The 18,869-nt window shown below is 51.7% G+C and carries 17 protein-coding genes and 4 pseudogenes; 18 read left to right on the top strand and 3 right to left on the bottom strand.

Going from position 1 to position 18,869, the window contains the following annotated elements; genetic code table 11:
• The 16 genes and pseudogenes from G434_RS28790 to G434_RS26560 all read left to right on the top strand — a co-directional run.
• Nucleotides 1–429, top strand: a pseudogene (locus tag G434_RS28790) (conjugal transfer protein TraD); the annotation flags it as partial.
• Entirely contained in the window at nt 429–5,699 is a 5,271-nt protein-coding gene (gene traI / locus G434_RS24230) for a conjugative transfer relaxase/helicase TraI (RefSeq protein ID WP_016239093.1), read from the top strand. The pseudogene G434_RS28790 and the gene traI, both read left to right, overlap by 1 nt.
• Nucleotides 5,700–5,718: 19 nt before the next feature.
• A complete protein-coding gene (traX, locus tag G434_RS24235) occupies nt 5,719–6,465 on the top strand; it encodes a conjugal transfer pilus acetylase TraX (protein WP_001530462.1) in 747 nt (248 codons plus the stop codon).
• A 54-nt stretch (nt 6,466–6,519) separates the two neighbouring features.
• Nucleotides 6,520–7,077, top strand: a complete 558-nt coding sequence (locus tag G434_RS24240; protein WP_000139329.1) for a fertility inhibition protein FinO — start codon at nt 6,520–6,522, stop codon at nt 7,075–7,077.
• Nucleotides 7,078–8,173: 1,096 nt separating this feature from the next.
• Complete coding sequence (locus tag G434_RS24245) at nt 8,174–8,635, top strand: thermonuclease family protein (RefSeq protein ID WP_000760080.1); 462 nt, start codon at nt 8,174–8,176, stop codon at nt 8,633–8,635.
• Between the two features lie 268 nt (nt 8,636–8,903).
• On the top strand, nt 8,904–9,122 hold the full coding sequence (locus G434_RS30580) for a hypothetical protein (protein ID WP_113365647.1): 219 nt from the start codon (nt 8,904–8,906) through the stop codon (nt 9,120–9,122).
• A gap of 152 nt (nt 9,123–9,274) precedes the next feature.
• Nucleotides 9,275–9,712, top strand: coding sequence for a hypothetical protein (locus G434_RS24255; RefSeq protein ID WP_000872609.1), 438 nt, complete (start codon nt 9,275–9,277; stop codon nt 9,710–9,712).
• Between the two features lie 198 nt (nt 9,713–9,910).
• The gene (locus G434_RS26575) at nt 9,911–10,060 is read left to right on the top strand and encodes a Hok/Gef family protein (protein WP_001336447.1); all 150 of its coding nucleotides are present in this window, start codon (nt 9,911–9,913) and stop codon (nt 10,058–10,060) included.
• 284 nt (nt 10,061–10,344) lie between these two features.
• Complete coding sequence (locus tag G434_RS24260) at nt 10,345–10,602, top strand: replication regulatory protein RepA (protein WP_000084404.1); 258 nt, start codon at nt 10,345–10,347, stop codon at nt 10,600–10,602.
• A 234-nt stretch (nt 10,603–10,836) separates the two neighbouring features.
• Nucleotides 10,837–10,911 carry a RepA leader peptide Tap gene (gene tap / locus G434_RS0124435; RefSeq protein ID WP_001365705.1) on the top strand — a complete coding sequence of 25 codons (75 nt, stop codon included), beginning with the start codon at nt 10,837–10,839 and terminating at the stop codon, nt 10,909–10,911.
• Nucleotides 10,904–11,761 (top strand): incFII family plasmid replication initiator RepA, encoded by an 858-nt coding sequence (repA, locus tag G434_RS24265; protein WP_016239092.1) that lies wholly within the window; start codon nt 10,904–10,906, stop codon nt 11,759–11,761. Before tap ends, repA begins: the two co-directional genes overlap by 8 nt.
• Nucleotides 11,762–12,699: 938 nt before the next feature.
• Entirely contained in the window at nt 12,700–13,353 is a 654-nt protein-coding gene (locus G434_RS24270) for a CPBP family intramembrane glutamic endopeptidase (protein WP_000616807.1), read from the top strand.
• A 92-nt stretch (nt 13,354–13,445) separates the two neighbouring features.
• Entirely contained in the window at nt 13,446–13,703 is a 258-nt protein-coding gene (gene pemI / locus G434_RS29495) for a type II toxin-antitoxin system antitoxin PemI (RefSeq protein ID WP_000557619.1), read from the top strand.
• 1 nt (nt 13,704) lies between these two features.
• Entirely contained in the window at nt 13,705–14,037 is a 333-nt protein-coding gene (gene pemK-mt / locus G434_RS24280; protein WP_000439434.1) for a type II toxin-antitoxin system toxin endoribonuclease PemK-mt, read from the top strand.
• A gap of 284 nt (nt 14,038–14,321) precedes the next feature.
• Nucleotides 14,322–15,632, top strand: coding sequence for a GmrSD restriction endonuclease domain-containing protein (locus G434_RS24285; RefSeq protein WP_001262765.1), 1,311 nt, complete (start codon nt 14,322–14,324; stop codon nt 15,630–15,632).
• Between the two features lie 28 nt (nt 15,633–15,660).
• Nucleotides 15,661–15,759 (top strand): annotated as a pseudogene (locus tag G434_RS26560) (IS1 family transposase); the annotation flags it as partial.
• Nucleotides 15,760–15,908: 149 nt separating this feature from the next.
• Here the strand turns inward: G434_RS26560 and G434_RS24290 are convergent.
• From G434_RS24290 to G434_RS24300, 3 genes and pseudogenes are all read right to left on the bottom strand, one after another.
• Entirely contained in the window at nt 15,909–16,769 is an 861-nt protein-coding gene (locus G434_RS24290) for a broad-spectrum class A beta-lactamase TEM-1 (RefSeq protein WP_000027057.1), read from the bottom strand.
• Between the two features lie 182 nt (nt 16,770–16,951).
• Nucleotides 16,952–17,344, bottom strand: a pseudogene (locus G434_RS24295) (recombinase family protein); the annotation flags it as partial.
• 52 nt (nt 17,345–17,396) lie between these two features.
• Nucleotides 17,397–18,101: an IS6-like element IS26 family transposase gene (locus G434_RS24300; RefSeq protein WP_001067855.1), complete on the bottom strand. Its 705-nt coding sequence runs from the start codon at nt 18,099–18,101 to the stop codon at nt 17,397–17,399.
• Between the two features lie 24 nt (nt 18,102–18,125).
• On the opposite strand from G434_RS24300, the gene tnpB reads away from it, so the two are divergent.
• Together tnpB and G434_RS24305 are read left to right on the top strand one after the other, a co-directional pair.
• On the top strand, nt 18,126–18,500 hold the full coding sequence (tnpB, locus tag G434_RS0124430; protein WP_024193849.1) for an IS66 family insertion sequence element accessory protein TnpB: 375 nt from the start codon (nt 18,126–18,128) through the stop codon (nt 18,498–18,500).
• Between the two features lie 48 nt (nt 18,501–18,548).
• Nucleotides 18,549–18,869 (top strand): annotated as a pseudogene (locus G434_RS24305) (transposase domain-containing protein); the annotation flags it as partial.

Raw genomic sequence — 18,869 nt, 5'->3', positions numbered from 1 at the left:
CAGCCACAACAGCCACAACAGCCACAACAGCCACAACAGCCACAACAGCCACAACAGCCACAACAGCCACAACAGCCACAACAGCCACAACAGCCGCAACAGCCGCAACAGCCGCAACAGCCGCAACAGCCGCAACAGCCGCAACAGCCGGTGTCTCCTGCCATCAACGATAAGAAGTCAGATTCAGGTGTGAATGTTCCGGCAGGGGGGATCGAGCAGGAGCTGAAAATGAAACCGGAAGAAGAGATGGAACAGCAACTGCCACCCGGGATCAGTGAATCCGGTGAAGTGGTGGATATGGCCGCTTATGAGGCATGGCAACAGGAAAATCATCCGGACATCCAGCAGCAGATGCAGCGTCGTGAAGAGATGAACATTAATGTGCACCGGGAGCGTGGGGAGGATGTTGAGCCGGGAGATGATTTCTGATGATGAGTATCGCGCAGGTCAGATCGGCCGGAAGTGCCGGTAACTATTATACCGACAAGGATAATTACTATGTACTGGGCAGCATGGGAGAACGCTGGGCCGGCAAGGGGGCTGAACAGCTGGGACTGCAGGGCAGTGTCGATAAGGATGTTTTTACCCGTCTTCTGGAGGGAAGGCTGCCGGACGGAGCGGATCTAAGCCGCATGCAGGATGGCAGTAATAAGCATCGTCCCGGCTACGACCTGACCTTCTCCGCCCCCAAAAGTGTCTCCATGATGGCCATGTTAGGTGGCGATAAGCGCCTGATTGATGCACATAACCAGGCCGTGGACTTTGCTGTTCGTCAGGTGGAGGCGCTGGCCTCCACACGGGTGATGACGGACGGACAGTCAGAAACGGTACTGACCGGTAATCTGGTGATGGCACTGTTTAACCACGACACCAGTCGCGATCAGGAACCACAGTTACACACGCATGCGGTGGTGGCTAATGTCACGCAGCATAACGGTGAGTGGAAGACACTGAGCAGTGACAAAGTGGGGAAAACGGGGTTCATTGAGAATGTGTACGCTAATCAGATTGCCTTTGGCAGGCTCTACCGGGAAAAACTGAAAGAGCAGGTTGAGTCACTGGGCTATGAAACCGAAGTGGTGGGTAAGCACGGTATGTGGGAGATGCCGGGCGTACCGGTGGAGGCCTTTTCCGGACGCTCACAGGCTATCCGGGAGGCCGTCGGGGAAGATGCCTCGCTGAAATCCCGGGATGTGGCGGCACTGGATACGCGAAAATCCAAACAGCACGTCGATCCTGAAGTCAGAATGGCTGAATGGATGCAGACGCTGAAGGAAACCGGGTTCGACATCCGGGCATATCGTGACGCGGCGGATCAGCGTGCGGAGACCCGCACGCAGGCGCCCGGGCCAGCTTCACAGGACGGGCCGGATGTGCAGCAGGCGGTGACACAGGCGATTGCCGGATTAAGTGAACGAAAAGTGCAGTTCACGTACACGGACGTGCTGGCCAGGACGGTCGGCATACTGCCGCCGGAAAATGGTGTGATTGAACGGGCACGCGCCGGTATCGATGAGGCCATCAGCCGTGAGCAGCTTATCCCCCTCGATCGTGAGAAGGGGATGTTCACGTCCGGGATTCATGTGCTCGATGAGCTGTCAGTCCGGGCACTCAGTCGTGACATCATGAAACAGAACCGGGTGACCGTACATCCGGAGAAAAGTGTCCCCCGGACGGCCGGTTACAGCGATGCCGTCAGTGTTCTGGCACAGGATCGCCCGTCGCTGGCCATTGTGTCCGGGCAGGGCGGTGCAGCCGGGCAGCGTGAGCGGGTGGCTGAACTGGCAATGATGGCCCGGGAGCAGGGGCGGGAGGTGCAGATTATCGCCGCTGACCGTCGCTCGCAGATGAACCTGAAGCAGGATGAACGGCTGTCCGGTGAGCTGATAACCGGACGTCGTCAGCTGCAGGAGGGCATGGCCTTCACGCCGGGCAGTACCGTTATCGTCGACCAGGGCGAAAAACTCTCCCTGAAAGAGACGTTAACCCTGCTGGACGGTGCCGCACGTCATAACGTACAGGTCCTGATAACCGACAGCGGGCAGCGAACCGGTACAGGCAGTGCGCTGATGGCCATGAAGGATGCCGGGGTGAACACGTATCGCTGGCAGGGCGGAGAACAGCGACCGGCAACCATCATCAGTGAACCGGACCGGAATGTCCGCTATGACCGGCTGGCCGGAGATTTTGCGGCCAGCGTGAAAGCCGGAGAAGAGAGCGTGGCACAGGTCAGCGGGGTACGGGAACAGGCCATACTGACACAGGCCATTCGCAGTGAGCTGAAAACACAGGGTGTGCTCGGACACCCGGAGGTGACCATGACCGCCCTGTCACCGGTCTGGCTGGACAGCCGGAGCCGTTATCTGCGGGATATGTACCGACCGGGGATGGTGATGGAGCAGTGGAACCCGGAGACACGCAGTCATGACCGCTATGTTATCGACCGGGTGACGGCGCAGAGTCACAGCCTGACCCTGCGGGATGCGCAGGGCGAAACGCAGGTGGTGCGTATTTCCTCCCTGGACAGCAGCTGGTCGCTGTTCCGGCCGGAAAAAATGCCGGTGGCAGACGGCGAGCGACTGAGGGTGACAGGGAAAATTCCCGGACTCCGCGTCTCCGGCGGTGACCGCCTGCAGGTGGCATCCGTCAGTGAAGATGCGATGACGGTTGTTGTGCCGGGGCGGGCTGAACCGGCCACCCTGCCTGTGGCTGATTCACCGTTCACGGCACTGAAGCTGGAGAACGGCTGGGTGGAAACGCCCGGGCATTCCGTCAGTGACAGTGCGACGGTGTTTGCCTCCGTCACACAGATGGCAATGGACAACGCCACCCTGAACGGTCTGGCCCGCAGCGGTCGTGATGTCCGGCTGTATTCCTCACTGGATGAAACCCGTACTGCGGAAAAACTCGCCCGCCATCCGTCCTTTACGGTGGTTTCTGAGCAGATAAAGGCGCGGGCCGGTGAGACATTGCTGGAAACCGCTATCAGTCTGCAGAAAGCCGGGCTGCACACGCCGGCACAGCAGGCCATTCATCTGGCCCTTCCTGTGCTGGAAAGTAAAAACCTGGCCTTCAGCATGGTGGACCTGCTGACAGAGGCGAAGTCGTTTGCTGCAGAAGGAACCGGTTTTACTGAACTGGGAGGGGAAATCAATGCGCAGATAAAACGCGGTGACTTACTGTATGTGGATGTGGCAAAAGGCTATGGCACAGGCCTGCTGGTTTCCCGTGCGTCGTATGAGGCAGAAAAGAGCATTCTTCGCCATATTCTCGAAGGCAAGGAGGCGGTCACGCCGCTGATGGAGAGAGTACCCGGCGAACTCATGGAGACGTTAACGTCGGGACAGCGTGCCGCCACCCGTATGATACTGGAAACGTCCGACCGTTTCACGGTGGTACAGGGGTATGCCGGTGTGGGTAAGACCACTCAGTTCCGGGCGGTGATGTCAGCCGTGAACATGCTGCCGGAGAGTGAGCGTCCCCGGGTTGTGGGGCTGGGGCCCACGCACCGTGCGGTCGGTGAGATGCGCAGCGCCGGCGTGGATGCACAGACACTGGCGTCCTTTCTGCATGACACGCAGCTGCAGCAGCGCAGCGGAGAAACGCCGGATTTCAGCAACACGCTGTTTCTGCTCGATGAGAGCTCAATGGTGGGCAATACCGACATGGCACGGGCATACGCCCTGATTGCGGCCGGTGGCGGTCGTGCTGTGGCCAGCGGTGACACGGACCAGCTGCAGGCCATCGCGCCCGGTCAGCCTTTCCGTCTCCAGCAGACGCGCAGTGCTGCCGATGTGGCCATCATGAAGGAGATTGTGCGTCAGACGCCGGAACTGCGGGAGGCGGTATACAGCCTGATTAACCGGGATGTGGAAAGGGCACTGTCCGGGCTTGAGAGTGTGAAACCGTCTCAGGTGCCACGTCTGGAGGGCGCATGGGCACCGGAGCACTCCGTGACGGAGTTCAGTCACAGCCAGGAAGCGAAACTGGCAGAAGCGCAGCAGAAGGCGATGCTGAAAGGCGAGGCTTTCCCGGATATCCCCATGACACTGTATGAGGCCATTGTCCGCGACTATACCGGCAGGACACCGGAAGCACGGGAGCAGACGCTGATTGTCACGCACCTGAATGAGGACCGGCGCGTACTGAACAGCATGATTCATGATGCACGGGAAAAGGCCGGTGAGCTGGGCAAAGAGCAGGTCATGGTGCCTGTCCTGAACACAGCGAATATACGTGACGGAGAACTGCGTCGTCTCTCCACCTGGGAGAAAACCCCGGATGCCCTTGCCCTGGTGGATAGTGTGTATCACCGGATTGCCGGTATCAGCAAGGATGACGGGCTGATAACCCTGCAGGATGCGGAAGGTAACACGCGGCTGATTTCGCCCCGGGAGGCGGTGGCTGAAGGTGTCACACTGTACACACCAGACAAAATCCGGGTGGGGACCGGCGACCGGATGCGCTTCACGAAGAGTGACCGGGAGCGCGGTTATGTGGCCAACAGCGTCTGGACGGTGACAGCGGTTTCCGGTGACAGTGTCACGCTATCGGACGGACAGCAGACCCGGGTGATTCGCCCCGGCCAGGAGCGGGCAGAGCAACATATTGACCTGGCCTATGCCATCACTGCCCACGGTGCGCAGGGGGCGAGTGAAACCTTTGCCATCGCGCTTGAAGGCACGGAAGGTAACCGGAAACAGATGGCCGGCTTTGAGTCAGCCTACGTGGCCCTGTCGCGTATGAAGCAGCATGTGCAGGTGTACACCGATAACCGTCAGGGCTGGACGGATGCCATTAACAATGCCGTACAGAAAGGAACTGCCCACGATGTGCTGGAGCCGAAACCGGACCGGGAGGTCATGAATGCAGAGCGGCTGTTCAGTACGGCGCGGGAACTGCGGGACGTGGCGGCAGGGCGTGCTGTTCTCCGTCAGGCGGGGCTGGCCGGGGGAGACAGTCCGGCACGGTTTATTGCACCGGGGCGCAAATATCCGCAGCCGTATGTGGCACTGCCGGCGTTTGACCGTAACGGCAAGTCAGCAGGTATCTGGCTGAACCCACTGACCACGGATGACGGAAACGGGCTGCGGGGATTCAGTGGTGAAGGACGGGTGAAAGGCAGCGGGGATGCGCAGTTCGTGGCCCTGCAGGGCAGCCGTAACGGAGAGAGCCTGCTGGCTGATAATATGCAGGATGGTGTCCGGATTGCCCGTGATAATCCTGACAGCGGTGTGGTGGTGAGAATCGCCGGTGAAGGTCGTCCGTGGAATCCCGGTGCCATCACCGGTGGTCGCGTGTGGGGGGATATCCCGGACAACAGTGTCCAGCCGGGAGCCGGAAATGGCGAACCGGTCACGGCAGAGGTGCTGGCACAGCGGCAGGCTGAAGAGGCCATCCGTCGTGAAACGGAACGCCGCGCAGATGAAATTGTCCGTAAAATGGCAGAGAACAAACCTGACCTGCCGGATGGCAAAACAGAGCAGGCTGTCAGGGAGATTGCCGGGCAGGAGCGTGACCGGGCTGCCATAACTGAACGGGAAGCCGCGCTGCCGGAGAGTGTGCTGCGTGAACCTCAACGGGTGCGGGAAGCTGTCAGGGAAATTGCCCGGGAAAATCTGCTGCAGGAGCGACTTCAGCAGATGGAGCGGGATATGGTCCGTGACCTGCAGAAAGAGAAAACCCTGGGCGGAGACTGATACAGGAAGATAAACGCTGATGACAACGGATAACACGAACACGACACGTAACGATTCACTGGCTGCACGGACCGATACCTGGTTTCAGTCATTTCTGGTCTGGTCACCCGGACAGCGGGATATCATCAAAACGGTGGCACTGGTGCTGATGGTACTGGACCACATCAATCTGATATTCCAGCTGAAGCAGGAATGGATGTTTCTGGCCGGGCGAGGAGCCTTTCCGCTGTTTGCCCTGGTGTGGGGGCTGAATCTGTCCCGTCATGCGCATATCCGGCAACCGGCCATTAACCGGCTGTGGGGATGGGGAATTATTGCCCAGTTCGCATATTATCTGGCCGGCTTTCCCTGGTATGAGGGGAATATCCTGTTTGCCTTTGCAGTGGCGGCACAGGTGCTGACGTGGTGTGAAACGCGCAGTGGGTGGCGTACAGCAGCGGCCATTCTTCTGATGGCCCTGTGGGGGCCTTTGTCCGGCTCCAGTTACGGCATTGCCGGGCTGCTGATGCTGGCAGTCAGCCACCGGCTGTACCGGGCGGAAGACAGAGCGGAACGTCTGGCGCTGGTCGCCTGCCTGCTGGCTGTTATTCCGGCGCTTAACCTTGCCACCAGTGATGCAGCGGCGGTGGCTGGTCTTGTGATGACGGTGCTGACCGTTGGTCTGGTGTCCTGTGCAGGAAAATCATTACCCCGTTTCTGGCCCGGGGATTTTTTCCCGGTATTCTACGCCTGTCATCTGGCTGTGCTGGGCGTTCTGGCGCTGTGACGGGTGTGGTATCTTTGACCGTAACAGGATGATTCGTCAGAGGCAGAACACAGCATGACAGAGCAGAAGCGACCGGTACTGACACTGAAGCGGAAAACGGAAGGGGAGACGCCTGTCCGCAGGCGGAAAACCATCATCAATGTCACCACGCCACCAAAGTGGAAGGTGAAAAAGCAGAAGCTGGCCGAGAAAGCAGCCCGGGAAGCGGAGCTGGCGGCAAAAAAAGCGCAGGCCAGACAGGCGCTGTCCATTTATCTGACGCTGCCCTCGCTGGATGAGGCGGTGAACACTCTGAAACCCTGGTGGCCGGGATTGTTTGACGGTAACACGCCCAGGCTTCTTGCCTGTGGTATCCGGGAGGTTTTACTGGATGAGGTGTTTCAGCGGAATATCCCGCTCTCTCATAAAAAACTCAGCCGGGCGCTGAAAGCTATCACCCGTTCGGAAAGTTATCTGTGTGCAATGAAAGCCGGCGCCTGCCGCTATGATACGGAAGGCTATGTGACAGAACATATCACACAGGAAGAAGAACAGTATGCGCAGGCGCGCCTGGAAAAGGTGCGCAGACAGAACCGGATCAAGGATGAGCTGCGGGCGATCCTGGCGGAATAAAAGAGCCCTCTGTATGACAGAGGGCAACAGCGAGAAAAAATCGGGAAAACAGAAATCCAGAGTTTTGATGGAGAAAACACCCAACCGTTCAGGGATGTTTCAGAATGTTTCTGACATAATCCGGGAGCCGGGTCAAGAGGGGGGATAAAAAATGGCTGTATCCAGTGGATTATCTGAGCACAGCGGTATTTATCGCTATCAGCGCGTGGGGCGTCATGCCGTCCGTCAGGAGATTCGTGGTTTTTTCAGGGAAGCCGCTGAGGCCTGGCAGAATGCGGCCCGGCTGGCACCCTGTGAAGCATGGCGGGATTTTGCCCTGAAGAGGGCATCTGCATGCCGGTGTAAGTGCCGATAAAAATAACCCCCGTCGCGGAGCTCCGGGGGATCAGGCTTATATGGCAGATCGTTATTATTATAGTGGTGTAAGAAGGAGTTGCCCTGTCTTTCAAACGGACATCACAGAGTTAACATATTTCACATCCCGGGTAAGCCAGCAGGGATAAAAAATGTGATGAATTTCAAGAAGCAGAAGGTGACAGTAGCATGCATAACAGTACGGTTATGTCCGGTGAATCTGACAGACAGCCGGGCTGTATTCGCGGCAGGATAAAGAAAAACCGGGAGATGACTCTCCCGGTCCGTCTTATCGCTAATCCCCTGAGCAGGGCATGTATGACTTATCTATGACCGTTATATTCAGCGCCACATCCGGTAGCCTGCGATATAACACAGTTATCCTATCAGTAAGAGCAGGTATGATGAATACACGGAGATTAAAAATATAATCTCCGTCACATGTTACCCCCGGAAACCGGTAACGCCGTCACGGGAAATACGTGACAGAAAAAGCAGCCTCCGTTACTCCAGGTATCAGAAGGCTGAATAATGCATGAGACTTTGTTTCTTATGTGTCTGGTCAGGCTGGCTGACCAGCGTTTTTAGTAACACATAGCCATATGTGTATTAAGCCACCTCATCTTATTTTGTCGAATTGATCACAATTCAACGGTTTATTTTTGGCGTGATACGTGAGCCGTTATTCATCCCGGCATGGAATTCATGCAATCACGAAAAGTAATCAGTGACGGAGAGTAAAATGAAGAAATATATACCAGTGGTATTATTTGTTTTTTCATGTCAGGTATTTTCTGCTGATATTCATGGACGGGTTGTGCGTGTTCTGGATGGTGATACCATTGACGTCATGTTATCTCAGCATCCGGTGCGTGTCCGTCTTGTTAATATTGATGCACCTGAAAAGAAACAGGACTATGGCCGGTGGTCTGAAAAAATAATGAAATCTCTGGTTGCGGGAAAAACGGTTACTGTCACATATTTTCAGCGAGATCGTTATGGTCGTATTCTCGGGCAGGTTTATGCACCAGACGGAATGAATGTTAATCATTTTATGGTCCGTGCAGGCGCTGCATGGGTTTATGAGCAGTACAACACCGATCCTGTTCTTCCCGTCCTGCAGGGAGAAGCACGACAGCAGAAACGTGGTCTGTGGGCAGACAGCGCTCCTGTTCCGCCCTGGGTATGGCGCTCACGGAAATAATGATATTTCTGTGGCTATTGAGTTCTCATTGAAATGCGATATTTAAAAGCATGAAGCATATTACATTATTAACTTATTTCTCTGTTAATGAAAGGTGAACAAATGAACTATCAGGCAGTATCAGAATTAATCACATCGTCTAATCATAATGTTCTTATAGTGTGGGACTCAGCTTCTGAAGTTGATGGTTTTTTAAATAAACTGAATATCACTGATTATAAGTATTATGATTTCAGCCAGATTTACAGTTGTTCTGACAGAACATTAAATGATTATGCGGTTATTTTTTATCAGGGATGCACTGAACGCCAGTGAGCATATTATTATTTTTAATTGTACAGGATGGCCTGATTTGAATAATGAATCTGCCGTCATGCAGTTTGCCAGAGTGGCACGAAAATCAGGAAAACAACTGATAGTCGCAGTAAGAGAACAGGATATGAAAAAAATGGAAGCAGAGTCTGGAAGGATCATAAAAATCCACTGACGCCTTCGCGTTGCTCAGTTGTCCAACCCCGGGGACGGGAAAAAGCAAGTTTTCCCCGTCCCCGGCGTTTCTGAATAAAAACCGGGAAATGGTGGCACAGGGGGAAAGCCGGAACCACCTGTATCCAGATTTTATCTCATAATGGTGAATATATGAAATATGATGATGTGTCAGAATTGATGATTAAATGTGAACACAACATTCTTATTGTTGGTAATACTTACTCCCGAGTTGATAATTTTTTTAAGGGGTATTCTGTACCAGATTCTAAATATTATGATTTCACTCAGATTAACAGTGATTCAGATGCAGAGAGAAATGATCATGCCGTCTCCTTTATCAGGGATGCAATGAATAGTGAAGAGCATATAATTATTTTTAATTGTGTTGGGTGGCCTGATTTAGGTGGTGGATCAGCAGTATCGCAGTTTGCAATGATGGCCAGAAAATTTGGTAAACAACTTATTGTCGCTGTAAGTGAAAAGGATGCCATAAAATTAAAAGACAACTTTAATATTATTGGAACGTTGTCATATGGTAAAGAAAATTTTATTGCCATGAGCCATACGAAAAGCGAGTTCTGTAGTTAAAAGCGGGAAATGGAGGTAATGGTCAGCAACAGGGAATGTGGTATTATCGCGGCGGGTGTCTGAGCCTTTCTGGTTCAGGCAAGACGCAGGTACCAGAAATGCGAAGACCCCACTTGTTAATCCATTAACTCGTGAGGCCTGCATGAAGTACGTAGCACTACTGATTGTAGCCTCTTCCTTGCAGAGAGGTCAAAGTTTATGACGAAATATACCCTTATCGGGTTGCTCGCCGTGTGCGCCACGGTGTTGTGTTTTTCACTGATATTCAGGGAACGGTTATGTGAGCTGAATATTCACAGGGGAAATACAGTGGTGCAGGTAACTCTGGCCTACGAAGCACGGAAGTAAGCTGCCGGGCGGGGGCGGAAGTCCCCGCTTTCCGGAAGTGTGGGGTATTTCAGGGGCAGACACCCGACATGCCAGAAACCGCCGGTCCCGCCCGGGGCCGGCACACAGGTTAAGGCATTTCCTGTTTTTTCAGCCATTTCGCAACAAAAATCACATTAAACAACAGTAATCAGACATGATTTGTGCGCCAACACAGATCTTCGTCACAATTCTCAAGTCGCTGATTTCAAAAAACTGTAGTATCCTCTGCGAAACGATCCCTGTCTGAGAAGAGAGGAGGCGAGATGTCGCAGACAGTAAATGCAGAGACTTCCTCATCGGGAAAAAAACGACCTTACAGAAGGGGTAATCCTGTTCCTGCGAGAGAACGACAAAAAGCGTCTCTTGCAAGAAGGAGTGCCACTCATAAAGCGTTTCATGCCGTCATTCAGCTTCGACTGAAAGAAAAGTTAAGTGAGCTTGCTGATGAAGACGGGATCACTCAGGCACAGATGCTTGAGTGGCTGATAGAGTCAGAGGTTAAGCGCAGAAAATCTTTGTGAATATTTGCGTTTCTTGCTGTTTCAGTGATGAGATGTTAGATTGCTGATCGTTTTAAGGAATTTTGTGGCTGGCCACGCCGTAAGGTGGCAGGGAACTGGTTCTGATGTGGATTTACAGGAGCCAGAAAAGCAAAAACCCCGATAATCTTCTTTAACTTTGGCGAGTCAGAAAGATTACCGGGGCCCACTTAAACCGTATAGCCAACAATTCAGCTATGCGGGGAGTATAGTTATATGCCCGGAAAAGTTCAAGACTTCTTTCTGTGCTCGCTCCTTCTGCGCATTGTAAGTGCAGGATGGTGTGACTGATCTTCAACAAACGTATTACCGCCAGGTAAAGAACCCGAATCCGGTATTTACACCCCGTGAAGGTGCCGGAACGCTGAAGTTTTGCGAAAAACTGATGGAAAAGGCGGTGGGCTTCACCTCCCGTTTTGATTTCGCCATTCATGTGGCGCATGCCCGTTCGCGTGGCCTGCGTCGACGCATGCCACCGGTGCTGCGTCGACGGGCTATTGATGCGCTGCTGCAGGGGCTGTGTTTCCACTATGACCCGCTGGCCAACCGCGTCCAGTGTTCCATCACCACACTGGCCATTGAGTGCGGACTGGCGACAGAGTCCGGTGCAGGAAAACTCTCCATCACCCGAGCCACCCGGGCCCTGACGTTCCTGTCAGAGCTGGGACTGATTACCTACCAGACGGAATATGACCCGCTTATCGGGTGCTACATTCCGACCGATATCACGTTCACACCGGCGCTGTTTGCCGCTCTCGATATCTCAGAAGAGGCGGTGGCTTCCGCACGCCGCAGCCGTGTGGAATGGGAAAACAGACAGCGCAAAAAGCAGGGGCTGGATACCCTGGGTATGGATGAGCTGATAGCGAAAGCCTGGCGTTTTGTGCGTGAGCGTTTCCGCAGTTACCAGACAGAGCTTAAGTCCCGTGGAATAAAACGTGCCCGTGCGCGTCGTGATGCGAACAGGGAACGTCAGGATATCGTCACCCTGGTGAAACGGCAGCTGACGCGTGAAATCTCGGAAGGGCGCTTCTCTGCCAGTCGTGAGGCGGTAAAACGTGAAGTGGAGCGTCGTGTGAAGGAGCGCATGATTCTGTCACGTAACCGCAATTACAGCCGGCTGGCCACCGCTTCCCCCTGAAAGTGACCTCCTCAGAATAATCCGGCCTGCGCCGGAGGAATCCGCACGTCTGAAGCCCGCCAGTACAGAAAAAAACAGCACCACATACAAAAAACAACCTCATCATCCACTTTCAGATGCATCCGGTTCTCTCTGTTTTTGATACAAAACACGCCTCACAGACGGGGAATTTTGCTTATCCACATTAAACTGCAAGGGACTTCCCCATAAGGTTACAACCGTTCATGTCATAAAGCGCCATCCGCCAGCGTTACAGGGTGCAATGTATCTTTTAAACACCTGTTTATATCTCCTTTAAACTACTTAATTACATTCATTTAAAAAGAAAACCTATTCACTGCCTGTCCTGTGGACAGACAGATATGCACCTCCCACCGCAAGCGGCGGGCCCCAACCTGAGCCATTTTAGTTACAACACTCAAATGCAACCACCAGGAAAACCCCGGTCCAGCGCAGAACCGAAATCACAAAGCCCCTCCCTCATAACTGAAAAGCGGCCCCGCCCCGGCCCAAAGGGCCGGAACAGAGTCGCTTTTAATTATGAATGTTGTAACTACATCTTCATCGCTGTCAGTCTTCTCGCTGGAAGTTCTCAGTACACGCTCGTAAGCGGCCCTCACGGCCCGCTAACGCGGAGATACGCCCCGACTTCGGGTAAACCCTCGTCGGGACCACTCCGACCGCGCACAGAAGCTCTCTCATGGCTGAAAGCGGGTATGGTCTGGCAGGGCTGGGGATGGGTAAGGTGAAATCTATCAATCAGTACCGGCTTACGCCGGGCTTCGGCGGTTTTACTCCTGTATCATATGAAACAACAGAGTGCCGCCTTCCATGCCGCTGATGCGGCATATCCTGGTAACGATATCTGAATTGTTATACATGTGTATATACGTGGTAATGACAAAAATAGGACAAGTTAAAAATTTACAGGCGATGCAATGATTCAAACACGTAATCAATATCTGCAGTTTATGCTGGTTATGCTGGCTGCATGGGGCATTAGTTGGGGAGCCAGATTTGTCATGGAGCAGGCCGTTCTGCTTTATGGATCAGGAAAAAACTATTTGTTCTTCAGTCATGGTACTGTTCTGATGTACCTGCTGTGTGTTTTCCTGGTATACCGCCGTTGGATAGCTCCGCTACCGGTCGTTGGTCAGCTGCGCAACGTTGGCGTACCGTGGCTGGTCGGTGCGATGGCCGTGGTGTATGTCGGTGTATTTCTGCTCGGTAAGGCGCTGGCTCTGCCTGCTGAGCCATTTATGACGAAACTTTTTGCCGATAAGTCCATACCTGACGTGATCCTGACGTTGCTGACCATCTTTATCCTTGCCCCGTTGAATGAGGAAACGCTGTTCCGGGGGATTATGCTGAACGTCTTCCGTTCACGGTACTGCTGGACGATGTGGCTGGGGGCGCTGATAACGTCGTTGTTGTTCGTCGCCGCGCACAGCCAGTATCAGAACCTGCTGACACTGGCAGAACTGTTCCTGGTGGGGTTGATTACATCAGTGGCCAGGATCAGAAGTGGTGGCCTGCTGCTGCCGGTATTGCTGCATATGGAAGCAACCACGCTGGGTTTGCTGTTTGGTTGAAAGTTATATTTTTATTAAACATTGTGCGTTAAAGCCTGGTGTGTTTTTTTAGTGGATGTTATATTTAAATATAACTTTTATGGAGGTGAAGAATGCATACCACCCGACTGAAGAGGGTTGGCGGCTCAGTTATGCTGACCGTCCCACCGGCACTGCTGAATGCGCTGTCTCTGGGCACAGATAATGAAGTTGGCATGGTCATTGATAATGGCCGGCTGATTGTTGAGCCGTACAGACGCCCGCAATATTCACTGGCTGAGCTACTGGCACAGTGTGATCCGAATGCTGAAATATCAGCTGAAGAACGAGAATGGCTGGATGCACCGGCGACTGGTCAGGAGGAAATCTGACATGGAAAGAGGGGAAATCTGGCTTGTCTCGCTTGATCCTACCGCAGGTCATGAGCAGCAGGGAACGCGGCCGGTGCTGATTGTCACACCGGCGGCCTTTAATCGCGTGACCCGCCTGCCTGTTGTTGTGCCCGTAACCAGCGGAGGCAATTTTGCCCGCACTGCCGGCTTTGCGGTGTCGTTGGATGGTGTTGGCATACGTACCACAGGTGTTGTACGTTGCGATCAACCCCGGACAATTGATATGAAAGCACGGGGCGGAAAACGACTCGAACGGGTTCCGGAGACTATCATGAACGAAGTTCTTGGCCGCCTGTCCACTATTCTGACTTGAACATGGGGTTTGAGGGGCAACTGGATGAAAACGTACGATTTAGGGCACTAAAACCGCTGTTGTCCCACCATTCTGGTGATTCCCAAACGTTATTTGGCTAAAAAGTAGTTTTGATGTGGTTTATTTTCCGAATTCCAAGCGCAGCCCTACTTTCTTGTGCGTATTTGCGTGTTTTGCGCAGTTTTGAAGTTCCTACATCAGATTGACTTCGGATACAAATTCAATGAACATTGATGCAAATACTGACCTATCAGTTTCTTAACTAAATACTCGAGATACATCTAATGGCTAATGAAAACTTAGATATTGACTCCAAGACAGCAGAAGAATTATACGAGTGGTATCTGGATGATAAATTAATTATAAATCGAAGATACCAAAGAAAATTAGTATGGTCCCTCGAAGAGAAAACAGCACTGATTTCATCAATGACTCAGCAATACCCTATCCCTTTGCTATTGTTTGTTTCCATTGACAACAAAAGAGAAATCCTTGATGGAATGCAAAGACTAGAAGCTTTAATGAGTTTTATTGAGCAGCGATTTTCATTAAATGGTAAATACTTTAATTTAGATGCCATTGCATTAACAAAACAACTAAAAGACAGTGGTAAACTTCAACAAAAAGAGCCAGTGCTATCCCGCGAAAGTTCTACATTAATTGCTCGCTATAGATTTGCTATATCTGAATACTCTTCAACAGAGGACCACATTGACGAAGTGTTTCGACGCATAAATTCCAATGGTAAAATTTTATCAAAACAAGAACTACGAAGTGCGGGGTGCGTTAGTAATTTTTCAGAGTTAGTAAGGAAAATATCGACAATTATAAGAGGAGATACTACACATAGCGATATAATGGGACTGAATAAAATACATAACATATCAATTTGCAATGATGGACTCGATTATGGAATAAATATAGACAATCATTTCTATATTAGAAATCATATCATTAGTAGGCCTAGCATTAGAGACTCTGACGATGAAGAGTTAGTTGCAAATATCTTGGGCTATATATTTTTAGATGATAAGCCAACATCAGGATCAACATCGCTCGATACATTTTACGGTGAAGGTTCGACGAGTCATGCAATCCATACACGAACTCAATTAGAGAATTACATTCAGACAAATGGTGCAGATAAAATTGTCAATAATTACCTCTTCGTTTATGAGATGATTCAAAAATTATTTGATGCAAATAATTTGAACTTTAGATCACACATTCTGGGCAATGCATCTTCATCTCAAGAATGTCCTCGTTACTATCAAGCTGTTTTTCTTGCTTTGTATGAATTAATCATAAATGAAAACATGCAACTTGACGATGAACAGAAATTTATCGCTCAGTTAGGAGACAGTGTACAACGTTCAATGGTGCAAACCGAAGGGGGCCGTTGGGCAGCTAGCGCTCGTCAGAAAAGTGTCGAAGATTTATGTGCTTTAATCAGACGATATTTTAAAGAATCAGAAAATAAATTTATCAATCATGCTTGGCAAACACTGATAAGAACTCTACTTAATAACTCAAGAACAGAACAACCAAATTATGATTTTAAACAGGGAGGTGATGCTGCCAACTTACTGATTTAGTGTATGATGGTGTTTTTGAGGTGCTCCAGTGGCTTCTGTTTCTATCAGCTGTCCCTCCTGTTCAGCTACTGACGGGGTGGTGCGTAACGGCAAAAGCACCGCCGGACATCAGCGCTATCTCTGCTCTCAGGGGTCTGACGCTCAGTGGAACGAAAACTCACGTTAAGGGATTTTGGTCATGAGATTATCAAAAAGGATCTTCACCTAGATCCTTTTAAATTAAAAATGAAGTTTTAAATCAATCTAAAGTATATATGAGTAAACTTGGTCTGACAGTTACCAATGCTTAATCAGTGAGGCACCTATCTCAGCGATCTGTCTATTTCGTTCATCCATAGTTGCCTGACTCCCCGTCGTGTAGATAACTACGATACGGGAGGGCTTACCATCTGGCCCCAGTGCTGCAATGATACCGCGAGACCCACGCTCACCGGCTCCAGATTTATCAGCAATAAACCAGCCAGCCGGAAGGGCCGAGCGCAGAAGTGGTCCTGCAACTTTATCCGCCTCCATCCAGTCTATTAATTGTTGCCGGGAAGCTAGAGTAAGTAGTTCGCCAGTTAATAGTTTGCGCAACGTTGTTGCCATTGCTGCAGGCATCGTGGTGTCACGCTCGTCGTTTGGTATGGCTTCATTCAGCTCCGGTTCCCAACGATCAAGGCGAGTTACATGATCCCCCATGTTGTGCAAAAAAGCGGTTAGCTCCTTCGGTCCTCCGATCGTTGTCAGAAGTAAGTTGGCAGCAGTGTTATCACTCATGGTTATGGCAGCACTGCATAATTCTCTTACTGTCATGCCATCCGTAAGATGCTTTTCTGTGACTGGTGAGTACTCAACCAAGTCATTCTGAGAATAGTGTATGCGGCGACCGAGTTGCTCTTGCCCGGCGTCAACACGGGATAATACCGCACCACATAGCAGAACTTTAAAAGTGCTCATCATTGGAAAACGTTCTTCGGGGCGAAAACTCTCAAGGATCTTACCGCTGTTGAGATCCAGTTCGATGTAACCCACTCGTGCACCCAACTGATCTTCAGCATCTTTTACTTTCACCAGCGTTTCTGGGTGAGCAAAAACAGGAAGGCAAAATGCCGCAAAAAAGGGAATAAGGGCGACACGAAAATGTTGAATACTCATACTCTTCCTTTTTCAATATTATTGAAGCATTTACCAGGGTTATTGTCTCATGAGCGGATACATATTTGAATGTATTTAGAAAAATAAACAAATAGGGGTTCCGCGCACATTTCCCCGAAAAGTGCCACCTGACGTCTAAGAAACCATTATTATCATGACATTAACCTATAAAAATAGGCGTATCACGAGGCCCTTTCGTCTTCAAGAATTTTATAAACCGTGGAGCGGGCAATACTGAGCTGATGAGCAATTTCCGTTGCACCAGTGCCCTTCTGATGAAGCGTCAGCACGACGTTCCTGTCCACGGTACGCCTGCGGCCAAATTTGATTCCTTTCAGCTTTGCTTCCTGTCGGCCCTCATTCGTGCGTTCTAGGATCCTCCGGCGTTCAGCCTGTGCCACAGCCGACAGGATGGTGACCACCATTTGCCCCATATCACCGTCGGTACTGATCCCGTCATCAATGAACCGGACTGCCACGCCCTGAGCGTCAAATTCCTTTATCAGTTGGATCATATCGGCAGTGTCGCGGCCAAGACGGTCGAGCTTCTTAACCAGAATGACATCACCTTCCTCGGCACTGTTGCAAAGTTAGCGATGAGGCAGCCTTTTGTCTTATTCAAAGGCCTTACATTTCAAAAACTCTGCTTACCAGGCGCATTTCGCCCAGGGGATCACCATAATAAAATGCTGAGGCCTGGCCTTTGCGTAGTGCACGCATCACCTCAATACCTTTGATGGTGGCGTAAGCCGTCTTCATGGATTTAAATCCCAGCGTGGCGCCGATTATCCGTTTCAGTTTGCCATGATCGCATTCAATCACGTTGTTCCGGTACTTAATCTGTCGGTGTTCAACGTCAGACGGGCACCGGCCTTCGCGTTTGAGCAGAGCAAGCGCGCGACCATAGGCGGGCGCTTTATCCGTGTTGATGAATCGCGGGATCTGCCACTTCTTCACGTTGTTGAGGATTTTACCCAGAAACCGGTATGCAGCTTTGCTGTTACGACGGGAGGAGAGATAAAAATCGACAGTGCGGCCCCGGCTGTCGACGGCCCGGTACAGATACGCCCAGCGGCCATTGACCTTCACGTAGGTTTCATCCATGTGCCACGGGCAAAGATCGGAAGGGTTACGCCAGTACCAGCGCAGCCGTTTTTCCATTTCAGGCGCATAACGCTGAACCCAGCGGTAAATCGTGGAGTGATCGACATTCACTCCGCGTTCAGCCAGCATCTCCTGCAGCTCACGGTAACTGATGCCGTATTTGCAGTACCAGCGTACGGCCCACAGAATGATGTCACGCTGAAAATGCCGGCCTTTGAATGGGTTCATGTGCAGCTCCATCAGCAAAAGGGGATGATAAGTTTATCACCACCGACTATTTGCAACAGTGCCCCATCAGGGACAAAGATCTGGCTGGTCGCTGGCATCACCGATATGAGAAACGGCTTCAACGGCCTGGCGGCAAAGGTGCAGACGACGCTGAAAGACGATCCGATGTCAGGTCACGTTTTTATCTTCCGTGGGCGTAATGGCAGTCAGGTAAAGCTCCTCTGGTCTACCGGCGATGGACTGTGTCTGCTGACCAAACGGCTGGAGCGCGGCCGCTTCGCCTGGCCGTCAGCCCGGGATGGCAAAGTGTTCCTCACACCGGCACAGCTGGCGATGCTCCTTGAAGGTATCGACTGGCGGCAGCCTAAAAGACTGCTTACGTCCCTGACTATGTTGTAAGCCTCTTTATCCTGGTCGACGCTGAATGAGCCTGGTAATATACCCGGTATGAGCAGCTCACTTCCTGACGATATCAATGCACTGAAACGTCTCCTTGCCGAACAGGAGGCGCTGAACCGTGCCCTGCTGGAAAAGCTGAACGAGCGTGAACGCGAAATAGACCATCTGCAGGCGCAGCTGGATAAACTCCGCCGGATGAACTTCGGCAGTCGTTCCGAAAAAGTCTCCCGCCGTATCGCACAAATGGAAGCCGATCTGAACCGGCTTCAGAAAGAGAGCGATAGAGAGCGATACGCTGACTGGTAGGGTGTATGACCCGGCAGTACAGCGTCCGTTGCGTCAGACCCGCACCCGTAAGCCGTTCCCTGA

Origin of the sequence: Escherichia sp. KTE172, from assembly GCF_000408845.1 — a bacterium.
Lineage (GTDB): Bacteria > Pseudomonadota > Gammaproteobacteria > Enterobacterales > Enterobacteriaceae > Escherichia > Escherichia coli.
Note: the sequence above shows the minus strand (reverse complement) of the source record. Positions and strands in the feature narration are given on the sequence as shown.

Coding starts and splice junctions, on each gene's coding strand:
- traI (WP_016239093.1), top strand. CDS start 429: ATGATGAGTATCGCGCAGGTCAGATCGGCCGGAAGTGCCGGTAACTAT.
- traX (WP_001530462.1), top strand. CDS start 5,719: ATGACAACGGATAACACGAACACGACACGTAACGATTCACTGGCTGCA.
- G434_RS24240 (WP_000139329.1), top strand. CDS start 6,520: ATGACAGAGCAGAAGCGACCGGTACTGACACTGAAGCGGAAAACGGAA.
- G434_RS24245 (WP_000760080.1), top strand. CDS start 8,174: ATGAAGAAATATATACCAGTGGTATTATTTGTTTTTTCATGTCAGGTA.
- G434_RS30580 (WP_113365647.1), top strand. CDS start 8,904: ATGATTATGCGGTTATTTTTTATCAGGGATGCACTGAACGCCAGTGAG.
- G434_RS24255 (WP_000872609.1), top strand. CDS start 9,275: ATGAAATATGATGATGTGTCAGAATTGATGATTAAATGTGAACACAAC.
- G434_RS26575 (WP_001336447.1), top strand. CDS start 9,911: ATGACGAAATATACCCTTATCGGGTTGCTCGCCGTGTGCGCCACGGTG.
- G434_RS24260 (WP_000084404.1), top strand. CDS start 10,345: ATGTCGCAGACAGTAAATGCAGAGACTTCCTCATCGGGAAAAAAACGA.
- G434_RS24270 (WP_000616807.1), top strand. CDS start 12,700: ATGATTCAAACACGTAATCAATATCTGCAGTTTATGCTGGTTATGCTG.
- pemI (WP_000557619.1), top strand. CDS start 13,446: ATGCATACCACCCGACTGAAGAGGGTTGGCGGCTCAGTTATGCTGACC.
- pemK-mt (WP_000439434.1), top strand. CDS start 13,705: ATGGAAAGAGGGGAAATCTGGCTTGTCTCGCTTGATCCTACCGCAGGT.
- G434_RS24285 (WP_001262765.1), top strand. CDS start 14,322: ATGGCTAATGAAAACTTAGATATTGACTCCAAGACAGCAGAAGAATTA.
- G434_RS24290 (WP_000027057.1), bottom strand. CDS start 16,769: ATGAGTATTCAACATTTTCGTGTCGCCCTTATTCCCTTTTTTGCGGCA.
- G434_RS24300 (WP_001067855.1), bottom strand. CDS start 18,101: ATGAACCCATTCAAAGGCCGGCATTTTCAGCGTGACATCATTCTGTGG.
- tnpB (WP_024193849.1), top strand. CDS start 18,126: ATGATAAGTTTATCACCACCGACTATTTGCAACAGTGCCCCATCAGGG.